We start from the raw sequence: 21,009 nt of genomic DNA on the forward strand, positions 1-21,009 counted from the left end.
AGCGTGGATCGATGAGCCAACCCGTTCGCGCCGATGCCGGCCCGTCGACGCGCCTGCGGCTCGCAGCCCTCTCCATCGGCCAGGTCGTCAGCTGGGGCATCCTCTACTACGCGATGATCGTCGCCGCACCCGAGGTCGCGCGCGAGACCGGTTGGCCGCTCGTCGCCATCACGGCCGCGTTCTCGGCGGGACTCGTCGTCTCGGCGCTCGCGGGCGTGGTGGCCGGCAGGCTGCTCGATCAACGCGGACCACGGGTCGTGATGACGGTCGGCTCCGCGGTCGGCGCCTCGGGCCTCGTGGTCGTCGCGCTCGCCCCGAACCTCATCGTGTTCGCCTCCGGCTGGCTCGTCTGCGGCCTCGCGCAGGCGGCGGTGCTCTACCAGGCCGCGTTCACCGTGATCACTCGCAGGTACGGCGAGCGGCGGCACACTCCGCTCACGGTGCTCACGCTCGCCGGCGGCTTCGCCTCGACGGTGTTCGCGCCCATCGTCGCCGTGCTGCTCACGGCCCTCGACTGGCGCTCGACCTTCCTCGTGCTCGCCGCGGTGCTCGCCGCCATCACGATTCCGCTGCATTGGGCGACGCTCGAGCGGTCGTGGCCGCAGGCGGACGAGCACCACCCGCACCCCGAGCACACCGTCTCGAGCGTCATCCGGACCCGCCGGTTCTGGATGCTCGAAATCACCATGATCGCGCTCACGGTGGCCCTCTTCAGCGCGACGCTCGCAGCCGTGCCGCTCTACATGGAGAAGGGCCTGACGTTCGAGTTCGCAGCCCTCGCGCTCGGGCTCATCGGCGCCGGGCAGGTCGTCGGGCGGGTGCTGTTCCTCGTGCTTCCGCACGGAACGCGGCCGTGGGTGCCGGTGGCGCTCGTCTGCGCGCTGGCCGCGATCACGCTCGCGCTCCTCGCGGTCGTGCCGGGTCCGCCGTGGCTGCTCGTCCTGATCGGCGTCGTCGCAGGAGCGGTGCGCGGCGCGCAGACGCTCGTGCAGGCATCCGCCGTCGCCGATCGCTGGGGCACCCGCAATTACGGGTCGATCAACGGCGCCTTCGCGGCGCCCATCACCATTGCGGCGGCGCTCACCCCGGCGATCGGCCCCGCCGTCGCGGCCGGCGCCGGTTCATTCGCGGCGATGGCCGCGATCATGGCCGGGCTGGCGTCCGTCGCCGCGTTCACGGCGCGGGCGACGTAGCGCTCATCGTCAGCCGCGCGGCGGCGTGGCGGGGACGAGCTCGGCGAGGAGTGCCTCGACACGGCCGCGGATGTCGTCGCGCACATGGCGCACGGTCTCGAGGTCCTTGCCGGCGGGGTCTTCGAGCTCCCAGTCCTCGTAGCGCTTGCCGGGGAAGATCGGGCAGGCATCGCCGCAGCCCATGGTGATCACGACGTCGGACTCGCGCACCGCGTCGATCGTGAGGATCTTCGGGGCGTTGCCCGCGATGTCGATGCCCTCTTCGGCCATCGCCTCGATCGCGACGGGGTTGATCCGGTCTTTCGGCTCGGAGCCGGCGGAGAGCACGTCGACGCGGCCGCCCGCCAGGTGGCGCAGGTAGCCGGCGGCCATCTGCGAACGGCCCGCGTTGTGCACGCAGACGAACAGGACGGAGGGCTTCTCGGACATGGTGCCTCCCTTTCGACACCGCTAAGCATAGATCATGATCTATGGATTGACGAGCGGTGTCACGCCGTCTTCTCGGTGAGCTCGCCGAGCAGCTCCCGCACACGCCCCTCGATGTCGTCGCGGATCTCGCGCACCCGCGCGATCGGCAACCCTGCAGGGTCGTCGAGCTCCCAGTCGAGGTACCGTCGCCCCGGATAGACGGGGCACGCGTCGCCGCAGCCCATGGTGATCACGACATCGGCTGCCCGCACCACTTCGTCGGTGAGCGGCTTGGGGAACTCACCGCCGATCGGCACGCCGATCTCGTCGAGCGCCGTGACGATGGTCGACCTGACCGAGCTCGCCGGCTCCGAGCCCGCCGTGCGCACCCGTACGCGATCACCCGCGAGGTGCTTGAGGATCGCCGCCGCGATCTGCGAGCGTCCCGCATTCTGCACACAGACGAAGAGGACCTCGGGCGCACCGCCGGCCGCCGTCGATCCCTGCTTCGCGAGCGCGTCGAGCCGCTCGGCGGCGAACCGTCCAGTGAGCGACGGCAGGTGGCGCGTGGTGCCCGAGCGCTCGGCGAGCAGGTCATGGCTCTCGCGCACGTAGCGGCCGACGGTCTCGGGCGAGAACACTCCGGCGAAGCGGTCGGCGAGGTCGGATGCCACGCGCGCGAGCACCTCTTCGGACGCGTGGGTCGGGGCATCCGCCTGCAGCACGTCGGCGACCCGGTCGGCCGCGGGCGGCGCGATCGAGTACCAGACCTGCCGCCCCTCGCGCTCGCGCTCGAGCACCCCGTCATCGAGGAGCGCCTTCACGTGGTGGCTCACCGTGGGCTGGGTGAGCCCGAGCTCGGTCGCGAGGCGGCCGACGAGCGCGCGACCGTCGGGGCTCTGCTCGATGAGCCGCAGAATGCGCAGCCGCGTCGGATCGGTGAGCAGCCGGATGCTTCGTGCGGCGTCGACCCCATCCATAGACCCGAGTCTATTCGGGACGCCTGGCCACGCGGCGGTGCTGCCTTGGGCCACCGCGGTTCTCGCCGGCGTTCTCGTCGCGGTCAGGAATCGGTTCCCAGATTCGATATGCCAGTTCCCCCTCATCGCTGAGGGGGAACTGGCATGCCCGATTCGAAGACTCGATGCGGTTGCGTGCTGACGCCGGGCCGGCAGGGCGCAGGGATCAGCTGCAGCAGCTCGCTCCACCGGCCGGCGCGGCATCCGTCGAGCACACGCCAGTGGCCGGCAGCACCAGCTCGACGTTGCGCGCCGAGGCCGAATCGCCCGCGAGCCACGCCGACACCGAGCGCACCTGCTCGTAGCCGGTGGCGAGCAGGAACGTCGGCGCACGGCCGTAGCTCTTCATGCCCACGATGAAGAAGTCGCGCTCGGGCTGGGTGAGCTCGGCGAACCCGTGCGGCTCGACCGTGCCGCACGAGTGCACGTTCGGGTCGATGAGCGGCGCGAGCCGGCGGGGCGCCTCGACGATGTCGTCGAGCTCGAGGCGGATCTCGCGGAGCATGTCGAGGTTCGGCCGGAATCCGGTGGCGTTCACGATGCGGTCGGCGGTGAGGGTCTCGAGCCCGTCGCCGCGGCGACCGGTGACGTGCACCGCGGATGCCTCGGCTCCGCCGGTGCGCGCGAGCCGCACGATCTCGAAGCGGTCGACGAGCTCGATGCGCCCCGCGGCGACGAGCGCGTCGACGCGGGTGCCGATGGATGCCCGCGCTCGGAGCTCGTCGTCGGGCGAGGTCGAGACGCGTGCGGCGGTGGCATTGCGGATGACCCAGGTGATACGGGTACCGGGCTCCTGCTCGGCGAGTGCCGCGAGGTTGAGCAGCGTGTTCGCGGCCGAGTGCCCCGCGCCGACGACGAGGGTGTGCCGGCCCGCGAACAGTGCGCGGTCACGGCCGAGCACATCGGGGAGCGCATGGCTCACGAGGTCGGCCACCTCGGGCAGGCCGAGCGGGTCGAGCCCCGACGAGCCGAGGCTGTTCGGGCTGCGGTAGGTGCCCGACGCGTCGACGACGGCACGGGCCGTGAGCTCCTCGATGCCGTCGGCGGTGCGGACCCGCAGCAGGAAGGGCGTCTGGGCGCGACCCTTGGTGCGGGTGCGGTCCATGCCTTCGCGCGTGACATCCGTGACCGTGACGCCGAGCCGCGTGCGGGTCGCGATGGCCGGCAGCGCGGCGAGCGGAGCGAGGAACGCCTCGACGAGCTCGCCGCCGGTCGGCAGCGAGTCGGCCGGCGGCGCCACCCAGCCGGTCTCGGCGAGGAGGCGCTGCGAGGCGGGGTCGACGAGGTGCTTCCAGGGTGAGAACAGCCGGATATGCCCCCATGCCTCGATGCTCGCCCCGACCCGGTCGCCCGATTCGAGGAGCACGAAGTCGATGCCGCGTTCGGCGAGGTTCGCGGCGGTCGCGAGCCCGATCGGGCCGGCGCCGATGATGGCGACCGGCAGGCCCTGCAGCCGGGCGGGGAGCGTCGTGGGGGCGGTGAGATCGATGAGGGTCATCCGGAGTCCTTCTTCATTCATTGAAGATTGTCGATATAGCGAGTGTGGCGACTATATCGACAGGTGTCAATATACGGCTAGACTCGTGCTGTGACCATCACCGACCTGCCGCTGCTCACCCGCGACGCGGCCGAAGCCGACGCCGTGGGAGCCGCGGGCGCTGCTCCGGCTGCGTGCTGCGGGCCGCTCACCCGCGAGACCATCACCACGGCCGACGCCGAGGTCTTCGCGCGCCGGCTCAAGGCGCTCGCCGATCCGGTGCGTCTGCGGCTCGTGTCGATCGTCGCGGCGTCCGAGGGGCAGGAGGCGTGCGTGTGCGACCTCACCGAACCCGTCGGGCTCAGCCAGCCCACCGTGTCGCACCACCTGAAGATCCTCACCGAGGCGGGCTACCTCTCGCGCTCGAAGCGCGGCACCTGGGCCTACTATCGCCTCGTGCCCGGCGCCCTCGAGGCGGTCGCCGCCCCACTCGTCTCCGTCTGACGCGGGGTCTGGCGCACCATCCACGTACTGTTGTAAGTATGTCCGAACTTAGTTACCCTTGACCGCGGAGGCGCATAGGAGCGCTCCACACGGTTGAGAGGACTTCTCGGTGATCCGAACTGCGAATGCGCCAGTGAGCTACGGCGTCTTCGGCCTGTCCCGTCCAGATCTCGTCCCATTGCCCGACGGCGAGCAACTCGCCGCCTGGGTTGCCGAGGCCGGCTACGAGGGCATCGATCTCGGACCGATCGGCCTCTTCGGCGATCGCGTCGAGCTGCCGCGCCTCCTCGAACGCCATGGACTCGCCCTCGCCGGTGGTTGGGTCGATTTTCCCTTCGCCGGCACCGACGAGCAGTTCGACCGGGCTCTCGCGGGGTACGCGCCAACGCTCGAACTGTTCGCAGCGGCCGGTGCCATCGCCCCCGATCGTGCTCCGAAGCCGACCCTCGCCGACTCCGGCTCGCCCGAGCGATCGGCGAGCCCCGGTGGTGCGCCCGAGCTCGAGCTCGACGACGCCCGCTGGGCGACCTTCGCCGCACGCGTGCAACGGGTGGCCGACGTCACTCGGGCGGCGGGACTCGAGCCCACATTCCACCACCACGCCAGCACCTACGTCGAGACGCCGCGGGAGATCGAGCGGTTCCTCGCCGACACCGACGTCGGCCTCACCTTCGACACCGGGCACCTCCTCGTCGGCGGCGGCGACCCGGTCTCCGACTTCCCCCGATGGGCCGACCGCATCAACCACGTGCACCTCAAGGACGCCGACCGTTCGGTGCTCGCCTCGGCGCGCGACTCGGCCGACCCCATGCGCGACATCTGGGAACGGCGCGTGTTCGTCGCCTTGGGCGAGGGCGACCTCGACGTCGACCGCATCGTCGACACGATCGTCGACTCGGGCTACGACGGCTGGATCGTCGTCGAGCAAGACGTGATCCTGCAGGACGCCGACGACGTCGCCAGGGCGCGCGCTGACCAGGTCGCGAACCGCGAGCGACTGCGGCGCTGGTTCGCGTGAGCGCGGACTCGAGCGCTCGAGAGCGCGTCCGGCTCGCGGTCATCGGCCTCGGCGCGATCAGCCAGAGCGTGCACCTCCCGCTCATCCGTCGCAACGCCGACCTCGTCGAGCTCACGGCCGTCGTCGACCTCTCTGCTTCACGGGCACGCCAGATCGCCGAGGCATCCGGTACCGGCGTCATCGCCTTCGACTCGATCGAGGCGATGATCGCCGCTGTCGCCGCCGGCGAGCTCCGCGTCGACGGTGCCGTGCTCGCGACATCCGGTTCCCATGCGCCCGACGTCGCGCGGCTGATCGATGCGGGCATTCGCGTGCTCGCCGAGAAGCCGCTCGCCTTCTCGGTCGCAGACATCGACGCACTTCGCGAGGTCGCCGCCGCACGGAAGGTGGACCTCGCCGACTGGGTGCGCGTCGGGTACATGAAAGAGCACGACCCCGCGTCGGCCGCCGCGAAGTCGCTGCTCGAGGGCGTCGAGGTTCGAGCCGTGAGCGTCGAGGTGCTGCATCCGGCCGACGGTGCGCAACTCGCCTTCGCGAACCTCCAGGCGGCACCGACGGATGTCCCAGCCGACCTGGTCTCGAGTCTGGTCGCAGCGACCGACGCGACGGTCGCCGCGGCGATCGGGCCCGTACCCGCCCCGCTCCCGAAGCTGTACACGAACGTCGTGCTCGGATCGATCGTGCATGACATCGGACTGCTCAGGCATCTCGTCGGCGGCATCGGCACCGTCGACCGTGCCCGTCACTGGGGTCACGAGTTCCCCGGCTCGCTGAGCCTCGGCGGTCACCTCGCCGAGCGCACCGAGGTTCCGTGGTCGATCGACTGGCATTTCATCCCCCGGTATCCCCAATACCGCGAGACAGTGACCTTCCACCACGAAACGGGCACGATCGCCCTCACGTTCGCGGTGCCCTACGTGCTCAACGCTCCGACCGTGCTCACCGTCATCGAGAACGCCGAACCCCTCGGGGCGCGGCGGTCGGAGACGCGATGGATGCAGGAGGAGGCGTTCGAGCAGGAGCTCCGGTCGTTCGCGGCACTGGCCGCGGGGCATCCGGAGCCCGGCCCCTCAGTCGACGAGGGGGCCGCCGACATCGTCGTCGGGCAACGGATGCTGCGCACCCTCGCCGACGCGATCGGCTCACCGATCGGCGCATCGACGGAGGCCGGAGCCTCCGAAGGTCGACCGGTCGCCGTTCCACCGCACCACGATCACCTATAGCTGGACCCCGTCGGCGTCACGCCCGGCGGGTGAATCGAGAGAGAGGTCGAAGATGATCAACCACAGCAGGCGCAGGACGCTGGCGGCGTTCGCCATCGCAACCGCCGGGGCGCTCGTCTTCGCCGGATGCGCCGGCGAAGCGCCAGAGGAGACGGAGGAGTCGGGTCCCGTCACCCTCACCATCACGGCCAACGCCATCACCGGTGGCAAGAACGCCGCAGAAGCCGACTGGATCACGGACTGGGTCATCCCCGAGTTCGAGGCGGCGATGGAGGAGGACGGCAAGGACGTCACCGTCGAGTTCGAGCCGCAGGGCGTCGACGACGAGAACTACAAGACGAAGATCGCGCTCGACCTGCAGTCAGGCGAAGGTGCCGACATCATCGGCATGGACGGCATCTGGGTGGGCGAGTTCGCCGAGGCCGGCTACATCAAGCCACTCTCCGAGGTCGGCGGCGACGCGGTCGACGACTGGGAGGGCTGGGAGCAGATCCCCGAGGCCGTGCAAGCGGCGCTGTCGTTCGATGACGCACGCTATGGCGTGCCCCAGGGCGCCGACGGCCGCGTGCTCTACTTCAACAAGGATCTCTTCGAGCAGGCCGGGCTCCCCGCCGACTGGCAGCCCGAGAGTTGGGACGACGTGCTCGACGCCGCTCGCGAGCTGAAGAAGCTCGACGGCGTCACGCCCATCCAACTCAACGCCGGCACGGCGATGGGCGAGGCGACCACGATGCAGGGCCTGCTGCCGATGCTCGTCGGCACCGGCGAGCAGGTCTACGAAGAGGAGCAGTGGGTCGGCGACACCGACGGCCTGAACGACGTGCTCGACCTCTACAAGACCATCTACGTCGACGAGGGCCTCGGCGACGCCGTGCTCCAGCAGGAGGCCGCTGGTCGCGACACCTCGTTCCAGCTGTTCGCGTCGAACCAGATCGGCATCCTCCTCGAGGGCGACTACTTCTGGCGCAGCGTCATCAACCCCGCCGAGGGTGTCGGCACGGCGCCGATGGCGAACCGTGACGAGGTCGTCGGGTACACGAAGATCCCCGCGATGGAGCCGGGCTCCGGCATCAACGGCCAGAACTTCGTGTCGATGTCGGGTGGCACGGGCCGGGTGCTGAACCCGAACAGCGACCACCCCGAGGTCGCGTGGGAGCTGCTCGCCTTCATGAACTCCGCCGACGCATACGAGGCACGGAACGCGGGCACGCTCGCCATCACGCCGCGCACCGACGTGAACGACGAGATGCTGGCCGATGACCCGATGCTCACCTATGTGAGCGAAGAGGTGCTGCCGATCACCGCCTACCGCCCACCGCTCGCCGCCTACCCGCAGGTGTCGACCGCGCTGCAGCAGGCCACACTCGACGTGGTCTCCGGCATGAGCGTCGCCGATGCGGCATCGGCGTACGCCGACGCCGTGAAGGACATCGCCGGAGACGACGCGGTCTCGGGCGGCTAAGTCATGACGACCGGCACCACCACGGCGCCGGCGGGGAGCGCGATCGCTCCCCGCCGGCGGCGGGCCGATGACGTTGCGGGTCTGGGCACCGCCCGCGCCGGGCTGTTCGTCGCTCCCGCACTCATCATCATCGGGCTGTTCCTGCTCTTCCCGGCCGTCTGGACCATCTGGCTCGGAATGACGGACTACCGGCTGACGGGGCTCCAGGCCGCGTCGCCCGAGTTCGTCGGGTTCGACAACTACACCGACGCGCTCACCGACCCGTCGTTCTGGAACTCGCTCTGGCTGACCCTCATCTTCGTGCTCTTCTCCGGAATCATCGGGCAGACGCTGATCGGGTTCGCGCTCGCGTGGTCGGTGCGCAACATCCACGGCTGGGCGAAGGCGCTCATCGAAGGCCTCGTGCTCGCGGCATGGGTCATCCCGGCATCCGTCGCGTCATTCCTCTGGCTCGTGCTGCTCGACCGCCGGTCGGGCACCGTCAACGGGCTGCTCGGCACCGAGGGAACGGCCTGGCTGATCGACCACCCCATGGAGTCGATCATCGTCTTCAACATCTGGGTCGGTACCGCCTTCTCGATGCAGCTGTTCTCCTCGGCCCTGAGCGCCGTTCCGCCATCGCAGATCGAGAGCGCCAAGATGGTCGGCGCCTCGGGCTGGCAGCAGCTGCGGGATGTGATCGTCCCGAACATCAAGGGCCACATCCTCACGAATACGCTGCTCATCACCCTGTGGACCTTCAACACGTTCACGCCGTACCTCGTGACGGCGGGCGGGCCGAACGGCAAGACGGAGATCCTCTCGGTCTACATCTACGAGACGGCGATCCCCGGTGGCCAGCTCGGCCTCGGCGCGGCGATCTCGCTCATCATGCTGCTCATCAATCTCGTCATCGCGCTCGGCTACGTGCGCGTCTCGAGGGGACGGAAGAAGCGATGACCACGACCTCGACTCCACCCTCGACCGAGACCTCCACGGCGCACGTGCAGAAGGTCGCCGCGAATGCCACCCTGCGCCACTACCTCTCGCGCGTCGCGTTCGCGATCATCATGACGCTCGTCGGCGTGCTCTTCGCGCTGCCGATGGTCTGGCTCGTGCTCGCGCCGTTCGATGCGACCCCGTCGCTCACGCTGTCGTGGCCCGACTGGACGCTCGACAACTTCGCGCGCCTGGCTGAGAACCCGTACGCGTTGCGATCGATCGGCAACTCGCTGCTGCTCGGCATCGGCACGATGATGATCGTCGTGGTGCTCGGCGCCCTGGCCGCCTACGCCATGTCGCGCATCCGCATCCCGGGGCGCGACGGCATCCTGTACGGGCTCCTGCTGCTCTCGTCGATCGTGACCGGCACGGCGGCCATGGTGCCGACCTTCCAGATCATCACACAGCTCGGCCTCATCAACTCCTACACCGGCGTGCTGCTCGTCATGGCCGGCGGCATCCTGCCGACCGTGATCTTCATCCTGAAGGACTTCATGGACTCGATCCCGAAGTCGTACGAGGAGTCGGCGCGGTTGTACGGGGCCGGCCCGTTCCGGATCCTCCGCGACGTCGTCGCACCCATCGCGAGGCCCGGCCTCGCGTTCATCGCGATCTGGACGGTCGTACAGGTGTGGGGCAACTTCCTCGTCCCGTTCATCCTGCTCCGGAGCCCCGACCTGCAACCCGCCGCCGTCGTGATGTACACCTTCTACACCGAGAGCGGACAGGCCGACCTCCGGTTGATCTCCGCGTTCGCACTGCTGTTCTCCGCCCCCGTCCTCATCATCTACTTCATCGTGAACCGTCGATACGGCTTCCGATTCCATGGAGGTATCAAGTCCTGATGGCCGGCATCACCGCCACGCAACTCGTCAAGGAGTACCCCGGAGGGGTGCGAGGCGTCGACGAGGTCGACGTCGAGATCATCGACGGCGAGTTCTTCGCCCTCCTCGGCCCGTCCGGCTGCGGCAAGACGACGCTCCTCCGCTCCATCGCCGGCCTCGAGGCGATCACCTCGGGATCGCTCGTCATCGGCGATCGCGACGTCACGAACGCCGAACCGGGGGTGCGCGGGGTCGCGATGGTCTTCCAGGACTACGCGCTGTTCCCGCACATGGACGTTGGCGACAACATCGCCTACCCGCTGCGCATCAAGCGCGTGAAGCGCGACGAGCGCCGGAGCACCGCCGAGCGCGTCGGCGACGGGCTCTCGCTCCACGGGCTCATCGAGCGCCGTCCCGGCCAGCTCTCGGGCGGACAGCAGCAGCGCGTGGCCCTGGCCCGGGCCGTGGCCACGCGGCCCGACGTGCTGCTCCTCGACGAGCCGCTCTCGAACCTCGACGCGCGCCTCCGGCTCGAGGCTCGCACGTTCCTGAAAGAGTTGCAGCGCGACCTCGGCGTCACGACCGTCTTCGTCACCCACGACCAGGCCGAGGCGCTCGCGCTCGCCGACCGCATCGCGGTGATGCGCGCGGGCAAGCTCCAGCAGATCGGCACCCCCCGCGAGGTCTTCCAGCGACCCAACAACACCTTCGTGGCCGGGTTCATCGGGTCGAACCCGATGAACCTCGTTCCGGCCACCGTCGACGCCGGCACGATCGGCATCGACCATGCGCGCGTGCCCGTGCCCGCCGGCACCGAGCAGCTCGTGCGCGATGGGCAGCAGGTCGTCTGGGGCATCCGGCCTGAGTACCTGAAGTGGGCCTCGACTCAGGAGCCGGGTAGCATCCCCGCCGAGGTGAGCGTGGTCGAGAACCTCGGTGCGAGCGTGCTCATCGCGGTCAACGCCGGCGGCCACAAGTTCCAGATCGTGGTGCCCGAGGACCGTGAGCCCGCCCCGGGCGACCACGGCTGGATCGTGCCGCAGGCGGCCAAGACCCTCCTCTTCGACGCTGAATCGACCGAGCGCATCGGTTGACGCGATGACGACGATCCGCCGCCGCATTCCCGTCACCGTCGACACGCAGAACGAGCACCGCTTCCTCCTCGTGCCCTTCGACGTGCCGACGGGGAGCGAATCCCTCGAGGTCGTGATCCGGTTCGACGGCTCGAACGCGGGCATCGACCTCGGTTGCGAGGGGCCCGACGGATGGCGCGGCTGGTCGGGCGGGGCGCGAACCGAGTACCTCATCCTTGCCGACGACGCGACGCCGGGCTACCTGCCGGGCGCGCCCGAGGCGGGCGAGTGGAACGTCGTGCTGGGCCTGCACCGCGTTCCTGCCGAGGGGGTCGAGGTCGAGATCGAGATCACGGTGCCTGCCTCGCGCGCGGTGCCGCCGGTTCCGGATGCCGCGCCGACGACCCGAATCGTGCGCGGGAGCGACCGGATGCTCCCGGCCGAGCCGGGGCTGACCTGGTTCGCCGGTGACTTCCATGCGCACACGATCCACTCCGACGGACGTCTGCCGATCGGTGGGCTCGCCGCACTCGGCGTCGCCTCGGGGCTCGACTTCATGGCGGTCACCGACCACAACACCGTGAGTCATCACGCGCACCTGCCCGCTGTTGGTGCCGAGCACGGCATCACGCTCCTCCCGGGTCAGGAGGTGACGACGCATCGGGGTCACGCGAACGCCTTCGGCGACATCGGCTGGATCGACTTCCGCGAGCCGGCGCAGCACTGGGTCGACGAGGTCGACCGCCGCGGCGGCATCCTGAGCATCAATCACCCGATCTCCGGCGACTGCAGCTGGGTGCAGCCGCTCGAGCGCCGACCCGCCGCGGTCGAGCTCTGGCATTCGACCTGGTTCGCCGAGCTCATCTCGACCGCGCCCTTCGCCTGGTTCCGCACGTGGCCGGTCGGCGCGACGCTGCTGGGTGGCAGCGACACGCACATGCTCGAGGAGCCGCAGCGACCGGGAACGCCCACGACCTGGGTCGCCGCCACCGACGACTCCGCCGAGGCCATCCTCGACGGCGTTCGCACCGGCCGTACCGCGATCACGGGCAGCGGCAGCTTCGACGGTACGACGCTGCGGCCCGAACTCATGCACGCCCCAGCGGTCGTCCGCGTCGGCGACGAGGTCGTCGCGGTCGACGCCGAGGGACTCATCCTCATCGACGGGTTGGGCCGGCGTCGGTCCGTGCGGTCGGCACGCGAGGCATTCCCGGCCGACCCGGCCGGCGGGCCGTTCCACCTCGTGCTCGCCGACCGCCGCATCATGGCGCTCTGCGCATAGACACCGACCATCACGACCGAACATCGAACACCGAACCGCCGAACCACCCGCTTTGGAGTGACCATGGATGCCCCCGACGAACTCGTGATCGTGCCGCACACGCACTGGGATCGCGAGTGGTACGAGCCGCGCGACGTCTTCCGGTTGCGCCTCGTGCACATGGTCGACCGGCTGCTCGACACCCTCGAAGCGAATCCAGGCTACCGGTTCACCCTCGATGGTCAGGCCGCGGCGATCGACGACTACCTCGAGATCAGGCCCGAGCAGCGTGAACGCGTCGTCGCGGCGGTCGGCCGCGGCCAGCTCGCGATCGGGCCGTTCCTGATCCTCCTCGACGAGTTCCTGTGCGACGGCGAGACGATCGTGCGCAACCTCGAGCTCGGACTGCGCTCGAGCCGGCGGGTCGGGCCCGAGATGCGGATCGGCTACCTTCCCGACATGTTCGGGCATGCGGCCCAGATGCCGCAGATCCTGAGGGGCTTCGGCCTGCGCGACGCCGCGCTCTGGCGAGGCGTCCCCGCGCGCGTCGAACGTCACGCCTTCGCCTGGACGGCGCCCGACGGGTCCACCGTGCGCACCGAATACCTGCTCGACGGCTACGGCAACGCCCTCGACCTCTTCGCCCTGCCGGGCCAGCTCGAGGCGCTCGTCGCCGAGTACGGGCGGTCGATCGCGAGCTGGTTCGGCTCCGACCCGATCCTCGGCATGCTCGGCACCGACCACAGTGCCCCGCCGGCCGATCTCATGCCTCTCGTCGACGCCGCGAACGCCGCAGCCGGCCACATCGGGCTCACCGTCGACACGATCGAGGGGTACGTGCGCCGGGCCGCACCGGAGTGGGCGGCGGGTGACGACGGGGCGCTCACCGAGCTGCCCGAGGTCATCGGCGAGCTGCGCTCGCACGCCCGCGGCAACCTGCTGCCCGGCGTCTTCTCCATCCGCACGAACCTCAAGCGCGCCATGTCCGACGCCGAGCGTCGACTCTCCACCGCCGAGCGGCTCGACGCGGCGTTCGGCGCCGACGACCACCGCGCCTTCTTCGATTCCGCCTGGTACCGGCTGGTCGAGAGCACGGCGCACGATTCCGTCACGGGGTGCGGCGTGGACGCCACCGCCGTCGAGGTCGAGGGCCGTCTCGCGACGGCGGGCCATGTCGCGCGCGGCGTGATCCTGCGCACGATGGAGCGGCTCGCGGCATCCGTCACGCCCGACAGCCATGTGGTCGCGAATCCCGCCGGGTTCGCCCGGCGCGCACACGTCGAGATCCGCCTCCACGATCCCGAGCGGCTCGAGCTCGGCGACGGCGTTCAGTTGCTCGATGCGTTGCCCGAGGTGCTCGGCGACGAGCAGCTCACGACGGCCGAGCTGCCGAAGCTGCTGAACCGCATCCACGGCCGCGAGCTGTTCGGCCAGCTGATCAATTCGTGGCGGTTCACCGACGACGGGTTGCGCTTCGAGGTGGCCGAGGCGCCGGTGGGCGAGTTCGACCTCGCCGCCTTCACCGAGGAGCTCGAGCGCCGCATCGCCGCGGATCCGTCGGGGGCGCGCCGATGGCACGTCGAGATCATCGCCGACCCCCGGCGGCGGGCCGTCGTCGGGGTCGACGTGGGCGGCCTCGGCGTCGCCTCCCTCGATCCGGCAACAGCCCGGGCGACGGATGACCCGGTCACGGTGTCGGGCCGAATGCTCACGAACCGCCAGCTCACCGTGACGGTCGACGACCACGGCGCCGTGCGCATCGAAGCCGCCGATGGAACGGTGCTCACCGACGTGCTGCGACTGGTCGACGAGGGCGATCGCGGTGACTCGTACAATTACGGGCCGGTCGACGCGACGACGGCGGTGACCGAACCGGCCTCGGTCGAGGTGTCGGTGATCGAGCCCGGGCCGATCCGCGGCCGGCTGCACGTGCGCCGCACGTACGTGGTACCCGGCGGGCTCGACTCCGCGGACCGCAACCGGCGGTTGTCGCCGGCTGTCGAGCTCGTCGTCGACACCGTGCTCGAGCTTCGCGAGGGCGAACCGATCCTCCGGGTGCGAATGGACCTCGTGAACCCGGCCACCGATCACCGACTGCGGGTGCTCGTGCCCACCGGCGTGGCCGACCTCGACGGCTCATCGGCGGCCGGGCAGTACGCCGTCACGAGGCGCGGGCGCATGGGCGAGGGCGGGCCGGTGGGCGAGTTCCCACTGCCCACCTACCCCGTCGCCCGATTCGTGCACGCCGGGCAGGCGAGCGTCATCGTCACGAAGCACTCGGAGTACGAGATCGTCGCCGACTCGCAGTCGGGCGTCGACGCGATCGCGCTCACCCTCGTGCGCGCCGTCGGCCTGATGAGCGTGAACGTGCATCCGCTGCGCGATGAGCCGGCGGGCGGCGAGTTCCCGGTTCCCGGAGCGCAGTACCTCGGCACACCGGTGGCCACCGAGTTCGCGATCCTCCCGTCGGCATCGGGCTGGGCGGCGTCTGGCACCGCGCGCTGGGCCGAACTCGTGAGGGTGGAGCCCGAGGTCGCCCGCGGTACGCAAGGCGGGCCGACGGTGGTCGGCGGGGTCGCCGGCGCCGGTGGTGCCGCTGAAGCCGCAGCGCTCTCCACGGCACCCGCCCTCGAAGTGGCGAGCGATGTCGTGCTGGAGTCGCTCCGCAGCGTGACGGATGCCGCGGGGCTCCCGGTGTCCGAGGCGCGGTTCGTGAACTACCGGGGCGAATCGCAGCGACTCCGCGCCGCGGCATCCGGAATCTGGGACCGCACCGACTTCGCCGGCGACGTGCTCGAGCCGGCGGTCGACCTCGAGTCCTACGTGATCGGAGCGGCGCGCATCGAGACGTTCCGCCGGCGCAACGACGACACGCCCTCCGATCTCGGGTAGGGCTGCGCCCCGCGACCAACGTCTACTGTCGGTACAACGAACAACTGGAGAAACCATGGCGCAGCTGGAGCAACGCCTCCCCGTCGAGTTGTTCCTCGACCTCGACCGATCGGGCCCGGTGCCCCTCTACTACCAGATCGCGAGTCGGCTCGAGCAGGCGATCATGGATCAGACGCTGCCTGCAGGCGCCCGGCTCGAGAACGAGGTGGCGCTCGCCACGCGTCTTGGGCTCTCACGCCCGACCATCCGGCGGGCGATCCAGGATCTCGTCGACAAGGGCCTGCTCGTGCGGCGACGAGGCATCGGCACGCAGGTCGTCCATGGCAAGGTGACGCGCAACGTCGAGCTCACGAGCCTCTACGAGGACCTCGAGCGCTCGGGGCAGAAGCCCGAGACGCGGGTGCTGTCGGTGGAGGTCGTGCCTGCCGACGAGACGGCTGCAGAAGCACTCGGGCTTCCGCTCGGCAGCTCGGTGCTGCACATGCAGCGCCTGCGCAGTGCCGACGGCGTGCCGCTCGCGATCCTCGACAACGTGCTGCCCGGACAGTTCGCCGACCTCGACCGCGAAGCGCTCGAGAAGCACGGGCTCTACCAACTGCTTCGTGCGCGCGGCGTCACCATGCGGGTCGCGAAGCAGCGCATCGGCGCACGAGCCGCCACGGCACACGAGGCCGAACTGCTCGACCTGTCGCGCGGCGCCCCCGTGCTCACGATGTCGCGCACCGCATTCGACAACTCGGGCGTCGCGGTGGAGTTCGGCCAGCACTGCTACCGCCCCGACCGCTATTCCTTCGAGGTCACGCTCGTCGATCGCTGAGCGCCTACCCGAGCAGCGGTCGCTGCCGCTCGCGCGCCGCGTCGTACTGCGAACGGGCGAGCCGCACACTCGGCGTCGCGGAGGTCTCGGCGACGGGCACATCCCACCAGCCGCCGCCATCCGGCCCGGGCAGCAGGGGGTCGCTCTCGATGTGGATGAGCGTCGAGGTCGGCGAGGCCTTCGCGGTCGCGACCGCGCGGCCGAGATCGGCGATCGCGTCGGGGCCGGGGGAGATCTCGATCACGTCGACCCCGTAGCTGCGTGCGTTGGCCGCGAGATCGACCGGCAGCGGGTCGCCGCCCTGGAAGTTGCGCGTGGCCGGGTCGTAGCGGCGATACCTGGTGCCGAAGCGCTGCCCGCCGACCGACTCGGAGAGATTGCCGATCGAGGCGTAGCCGTGGTTCTGCACGAGCACGACGATGAGCTTGTGCCCTTCGGCGACCGCCGTCACGAGTTCGGTGTGCAGCATCAGGTACGAGCCGTCTCCGACCATCACGATGACGTCGCGATCGGGCGAGGCGCGGCGCACGCCCAGGCCGCCCGCGATCTCGTAGCCCATGCACGAGAAGGCGTACTCGACGTGGTAGCCGAGCGGATCGCGCACCCGCCAGAGCCGGTGCAGGTCACCCGGCAACGAGCCGGCCGCCTGCACGACGACATCGCGGGGGGCGCTCGCCGCCTGCACGGCCCCGATGATCTCCGACTGCGCGGGGCGGTCGCGCCCAGACGGCAGGAACGCGGCATCGACGACGGCGTTCCACGACCGTCGCTCCGACGCGACCCGGTCGACGTGCTCCCGTGAAACGCGGTGTCCGGCGAGCTCGGCCTCGAGTGCCTCCAATGCGGTGCGCGCGTCGGCCACCACCGGCACGGGCGTCCCGTGCTTGTGCGCATCGATGGCGGCGACGTTGATGTTCACGAATGCGACATCGGGATGCTGGAACGCACTGCGGCTCGCGGTCGTGAAGTCGCTGTAGCGCGTACCGATGCCGATCACGACGTCGGCCTCCGCCGCGAGCCGATTCGCGGCGGTGGAGCCAGTGGCACCGACCCCGCCGAGCGAGGCTGGATGGTCCCAGGGGATCGATCCGCCGCCCGCCTGCGTCGTGGCGACCGGGATGCCGGTGGCGTCGGCGAAACGGCGCAGCGCCTCCTCGGCCCCCGAATAGATCACGCCGCCGCCGGCGATGATGACCGGCGCCCGTGCACCGCGAATGGCGGCCACAGCGCGGGCGAGCGGGCCGGGTTCGGGGAGCGGGCGGCGCACGTGCCACTCGCGATCGGCGAGGAATGCGAGCGGCACGTCGAGTGCCTCGGCCTGCACGTCTTCGGGGAGGGCGATGGTCACCGCCCCCGTCTCGACCGGATCCGTGAGCACGCGCATGGCGGACAAGGCGATGGAGAAGAACTGCTCCGGCCGCTCGACGCGTGCGAAGAACCGGGACAACGGGCGGAACGCGTCGGTGACCTGCAAGCTCGGGTCGTGCGGCAGCTCGAGTTGCTGCAGCACCGGGTCGGCGACGCGGGTCGCGAAGGTGTCGCTCGGCAGGAGCAGGGCCGGCAGTCGGTTGCTCGTCGCGAGCGCGGCTCCCGTGAGCATGTTCGCCGCCCCCGGACCGACCGACGCGGCGCTCGCGAAGGTCGCGCGGCGCCGGCGCATGCGGGCGAAGCCGACCGACTGGTGCACCATCGCCTGCTCATTGCGAGCCTGGTAGTAGGGCATGCGCTCAGGGTCGTCCGCGTTCGATTCCATGAGCGCCTGCCCGAGTCCCGCGACATTGCCGTGGCCGAAGATGCCGAACACCCCGGGGATCGTGCGCTCCCGGACCTCACCGTCGACGGTCCATTGGCAGGCGAGGAACTCGACGAGGGCCTGGCCGACGGTCATGCGCTTCGTTGCTTCGGTGCTCGAGGTCACGGTCGAGGTCCTTTCGTGTCGCCGGTGTACGGGAGGCGGGGGTCGACTGGTTCGGTCTCCCACGACGATCGCACCCAGGCGTGCCCCGGCTCGTCGGTGATGTGCCACACGCGTTCGCCCGGGCCCGCCATCACGTTGAGGTAGTACAGGTCGTTGCCCGGCGGCGCGACCGCGGGTCCGTGGTAGCCGCCCGGGATGAGCGCGACGTCGCCGCTCTGCACTCGTTCATCGAGGTCGATCTCGCTGACGGCCGACGATGAGGCGCTGAAGAGAGCGTAGGGCGACGACGCACTCGCCTCCCCCTCCGCCTCTGCGGCTGTGGGTTCCGCCACCTCGAAGTAGTAGATCTCCTCGAGCCGTGACTCCTCGCCCGCGCGCTCCTCGTCGTGCTTGTGCGGCGGATACGACGACCAGTTGCCCGCGGGGGTGATCACCTCGCACACGATCAAGCGCTCGGCGTCGAGCACCGCGGGGGTGCCGAGGTCGTGCACCTGCCGGCTCGCACGCCCACGCCCGCGAAGCTCGACAGGCGCCTCGTCTCGTCGGATGCGCCGAAGTGGATGCCGCGTGGTCGCCGGCGCCTCGGCCACGGCGATGCGCCCCGTGCCGGTGAGGGTCGCGCTCGTTCCCGGCGGGAGGAAGAGCGTGTCGGTGGGGCCGTCGAACACGGAGGCCCGCCCCTCGAGCTCGAGCACCTGCGGCGTGCCGCCTTCCTCGCGCACGTGCACGAGGCATCCACCGGTCAACGGCACGATGAGCCGTTCGACCGCGCCCGCCGGCAGCCGGAGCTCGCGCCCACCGAGTTCGGCGACGCGGAGGCCCGTGTACCGCCAGCCCCGGATCGAGGCGTCGACCACGACGTTCCAGCCGTCGCGGGAGAGGCTCGCCCGGGGGTGGAACCAGGGATCGGCGCCCGGATCGTTCCGGCTCGTGGTCGGGCGTTCGGTCACGGATGTCCCTTCGACTCGTCGCTGCCGCGAATCACTGCTCATGAACGAGGGCGGAGGCGGTGTCGACGGCGCGCTGCACGTTGCCGTCAGGAGGATAGATGAGCGCGCGCCCGACGACGAGACCGCGTACGCCGGGGAGCGTGAGCGCATGCTGCCAACTGGCGTACATCGCGTCGGAGTCGTCGGACCGTTCGCCGCCGAGGAGCAGCGTCGGCAGGGTCGTCGCCTCCATGACGCGTTCCATTCCGTCGACGACCGGCAGCTTCATCCAGGTGTACGCCGAGGTCGTGCCCAGACCGGAGGCGATCGCGACCGCGGTGATGACGGCATCGGCGGTGAGGTCATTGACGATGGCGCCGCCCCGATGCGAGCTCATGAACGGCTCGATCATGATCGGCACTCCGGCGGCGGCGGCGGCACTGACGGCGGCGGCGCAGGCCTCGATGGTCGCCGCCGATCTCGGGTCCTGCAGATTGATGCGCAACAGGGCCTTCGCGAAGTCGAGGCGGTCGCGCACGATGCCGTCGATGTCGTAACTCGTGAAGCGGTCGTCCATCTCGAAACTGGATCCCCGCAGCCCGCCGCGGTTCATCGAGCCGACGACGACCTTGTCGTCGAGCGCGCCGAGGAGCGCGAGATCGTCGATGATGTCGGGTGTCGCGAGCACGCCGTCGACGCCCGGGCGGCTGAGGGCGAGGGCGAGCCGATCGAGCAGTTCGTATCGGTGGGCCATCGCCATGGGCTCGTCGCCCACGCCGAGCGCGCCTCGCGCCGGATGGTCGGCGGCGATGATGAACAGCCGGCCGTTCTCGCCCAGCAGCGGCCGTCTCGTGCGGGCGGCGAGCGCGCCGGCGATGGCGCCGGGGTCATGGGCGCGCCGATCGCGTATGGCGGCGAAGCCATCGGCGTCGATGAATCGTCCGTTCGTCTCAGGATGCACCGGCGGCTCCTTCGTCACGCGCGCGCTCCGCTTCGGCGGCGAGCTCGGGTTCCGCGCTGCCGCGGCCGAGCTGCTCGACCTCTGCGGTCGTCGGCATCGCGGTCGAGCATTCCCGACGCGAGGCCACGATCGCGCCGGCGACGTTCGCGAAGGCGATCGTGCGCTCGAGGGTCCATCCGGCGAGCAGGCCGTGACAGAGGGCACCGCCGAATCCGTCGCCGGCACCGAGGCCGTTGACCACCTGTACGGGGAAGCTGGGCGATTCGATCGTCTCGTCGCGCGTCTTCGCAAGCACGCCGTGCGGCCCGCGCTTGACGACCGCGAGCTCGAGCCCACGGTCGAGCAGCGCGTCGGCTGCGCGATGCGGATCGCGCTCGCCGACGGCGACCTCGCACTCGTCGATGTTGCCGACGGCTATGGTCACCCCCTCGAGCGCCGTGGCGATCTCGTCGCGCGCCGCAGCGGCGGAGTCCCAGAACATCGGACGGTAGTCGAGGTCGAGCACTGTATGGCCCCGTCGGCCGCGTGCCGCCCAGGCTGCGTGATGGGCGGCACGGCTCGGCTCCTCGCTGAGCCCGGTCGTCGTCGACCAGTAGATGGCTGCAGAACGGATGTCGTCGAGCGGCAGTTCCGCAGGGGAGATCTCGAGGTCCGGTGCCTTCGGCTCGCGGTAGAAGGTCAGCGGGAAGTCGTCGGGCGGGAAGATCTCGCAGAACGTCAGCGGCGTCAGCAACTCGGGCACCACTTCGACGAAGCGCGGGTCGACGCCGAATCCCATGAGCTGCCGCCGGATGTATCGCCCGAACGCATCGTCGCCGGTGCGGGTGATCACGGCGCTGCGTCGCCCGTGACGTGCCGCGGCGATCGCGACGTTCGTCGGGCTCCCGCCGACCGACTTGCCGAACAGCTCGGCCTCGTCGAGGTGGACGCCGTTGCGCGTCGGATAGAGGTCGATGCCGACGCGACCGATCGTGATGAGGTCGAAGGGCGGTGCTGTCGATGTGGTCATACTGCGTCGTACAACTTTCTGCCGGTGCCGCGAACGGTAC

Annotated in this window: 18 protein-coding genes; 11 read left to right on the plus strand and 7 right to left on the minus strand. The window is 70.3% G+C overall.

Features of this window, described 5'->3' with window-relative positions; all coding sequences use genetic code 11:
• Positions 1-11 precede the first annotated feature (11 nt).
• Positions 12-1,193, plus strand: coding sequence for an MFS transporter (locus QFZ26_RS08680; protein ID WP_307041192.1), 1,182 nt, complete (start codon positions 12-14; stop codon positions 1,191-1,193).
• 9 nt (positions 1,194-1,202) lie between these two features.
• Here the strand turns inward: QFZ26_RS08680 and QFZ26_RS08685 are convergent, their stop codons facing one another.
• The 3 genes from QFZ26_RS08685 to QFZ26_RS08695 form a co-directional block, all read right to left on the minus strand.
• A complete protein-coding gene (locus tag QFZ26_RS08685; protein WP_307041194.1) occupies positions 1,203-1,622 on the minus strand; it encodes an arsenate reductase ArsC in 420 nt (139 codons plus the stop codon).
• A gap of 59 nt (positions 1,623-1,681) precedes the next feature.
• Positions 1,682-2,581 carry a metalloregulator ArsR/SmtB family transcription factor gene (locus QFZ26_RS08690; RefSeq protein WP_307041196.1) on the minus strand — a complete coding sequence of 300 codons (900 nt, stop codon included), beginning with the start codon at positions 2,579-2,581 and terminating at the stop codon, positions 1,682-1,684.
• A 205-nt stretch (positions 2,582-2,786) separates the two neighbouring features.
• Positions 2,787-4,118, minus strand: coding sequence for an FAD-dependent oxidoreductase (locus QFZ26_RS08695; RefSeq protein ID WP_307041198.1), 1,332 nt, complete (start codon positions 4,116-4,118; stop codon positions 2,787-2,789).
• A 144-nt stretch (positions 4,119-4,262) separates the two neighbouring features.
• Here QFZ26_RS08695 and QFZ26_RS08700 point away from each other — a divergent pair, with 144 nt between their 5' ends.
• The 10 genes from QFZ26_RS08700 (at position 4,263) to QFZ26_RS08745 (ending at position 16,152) form a co-directional block, all read left to right on the plus strand.
• Positions 4,263-4,601, plus strand: a complete 339-nt coding sequence (locus tag QFZ26_RS08700) for an ArsR/SmtB family transcription factor (protein WP_307045005.1) — start codon at positions 4,263-4,265, stop codon at positions 4,599-4,601.
• 109 nt (positions 4,602-4,710) lie between these two features.
• Positions 4,711-5,619, plus strand: a complete 909-nt coding sequence (locus QFZ26_RS08705) for a TIM barrel protein (RefSeq protein WP_307041200.1) — start codon at positions 4,711-4,713, stop codon at positions 5,617-5,619.
• On the plus strand, positions 5,616-6,842 hold the full coding sequence (locus QFZ26_RS08710) for a Gfo/Idh/MocA family protein (protein WP_307041202.1): 1,227 nt from the start codon (positions 5,616-5,618) through the stop codon (positions 6,840-6,842). The genes QFZ26_RS08705 and QFZ26_RS08710 overlap by 4 nt, the downstream gene beginning before the upstream one ends.
• Positions 6,843-6,894: 52 nt before the next feature.
• Positions 6,895-8,304 (plus strand): extracellular solute-binding protein, encoded by a 1,410-nt coding sequence (locus tag QFZ26_RS08715; protein ID WP_307041204.1) that lies wholly within the window; start codon positions 6,895-6,897, stop codon positions 8,302-8,304.
• 3 nt (positions 8,305-8,307) lie between these two features.
• Positions 8,308-9,243, plus strand: a complete 936-nt coding sequence (locus QFZ26_RS08720; RefSeq protein WP_307041206.1) for a carbohydrate ABC transporter permease — start codon at positions 8,308-8,310, stop codon at positions 9,241-9,243.
• Positions 9,240-10,130 (plus strand): carbohydrate ABC transporter permease, encoded by an 891-nt coding sequence (locus tag QFZ26_RS08725; RefSeq protein WP_307041207.1) that lies wholly within the window; start codon positions 9,240-9,242, stop codon positions 10,128-10,130. The genes QFZ26_RS08720 and QFZ26_RS08725 overlap by 4 nt, the downstream gene beginning before the upstream one ends.
• Entirely contained in the window at positions 10,130-11,203 is a 1,074-nt protein-coding gene (locus tag QFZ26_RS08730; protein WP_307041209.1) for an ABC transporter ATP-binding protein, read from the plus strand. Before QFZ26_RS08725 ends, QFZ26_RS08730 begins: the two co-directional genes overlap by 1 nt.
• Before the next feature lie 4 nt (positions 11,204-11,207).
• Entirely contained in the window at positions 11,208-12,464 is a 1,257-nt protein-coding gene (locus QFZ26_RS08735) for a CehA/McbA family metallohydrolase (RefSeq protein WP_307041212.1), read from the plus strand.
• Positions 12,465-12,527: 63 nt separating this feature from the next.
• Complete coding sequence (locus tag QFZ26_RS08740; protein ID WP_307041213.1) at positions 12,528-15,335, plus strand: glycoside hydrolase family 38 N-terminal domain-containing protein; 2,808 nt, start codon at positions 12,528-12,530, stop codon at positions 15,333-15,335.
• Positions 15,336-15,390: 55 nt separating this feature from the next.
• Positions 15,391-16,152 carry a GntR family transcriptional regulator gene (locus tag QFZ26_RS08745; RefSeq protein ID WP_307041215.1) on the plus strand — a complete coding sequence of 254 codons (762 nt, stop codon included), beginning with the start codon at positions 15,391-15,393 and terminating at the stop codon, positions 16,150-16,152.
• Positions 16,153-16,156: 4 nt separating this feature from the next.
• Here QFZ26_RS08745 and iolD read toward each other — a convergent pair whose 3' ends face one another.
• From iolD to iolC, 4 genes are read right to left on the minus strand one after another with little or no spacing between them, the layout of a single operon-like run.
• Positions 16,157-18,040, minus strand: coding sequence for a 3D-(3,5/4)-trihydroxycyclohexane-1,2-dione acylhydrolase (decyclizing) (gene iolD / locus QFZ26_RS08750; protein ID WP_307045007.1), 1,884 nt, complete (start codon positions 18,038-18,040; stop codon positions 16,157-16,159).
• 26 nt (positions 18,041-18,066) lie between these two features.
• On the minus strand, positions 18,067-19,020 hold the full coding sequence (iolB, locus tag QFZ26_RS08755) for a 5-deoxy-glucuronate isomerase (protein ID WP_307041217.1): 954 nt from the start codon (positions 19,018-19,020) through the stop codon (positions 18,067-18,069).
• A 31-nt stretch (positions 19,021-19,051) separates the two neighbouring features.
• Entirely contained in the window at positions 19,052-19,933 is an 882-nt protein-coding gene (locus QFZ26_RS08760; RefSeq protein ID WP_444876245.1) for a class I fructose-bisphosphate aldolase, read from the minus strand.
• Between the two features lie 16 nt (positions 19,934-19,949).
• The gene (gene iolC, locus QFZ26_RS08765) at positions 19,950-20,969 is read right to left on the minus strand and encodes a 5-dehydro-2-deoxygluconokinase (protein WP_307041222.1); all 1,020 of its coding nucleotides are present in this window, start codon (positions 20,967-20,969) and stop codon (positions 19,950-19,952) included.
• Positions 20,970-21,009: the final 40 nt, after the last annotated feature.

It is taken from the genome of Agromyces ramosus (assembly GCF_030817175.1).
In the GTDB taxonomy this organism is placed as follows: domain Bacteria; phylum Actinomycetota; class Actinomycetes; order Actinomycetales; family Microbacteriaceae; genus Agromyces; species Agromyces ramosus_A.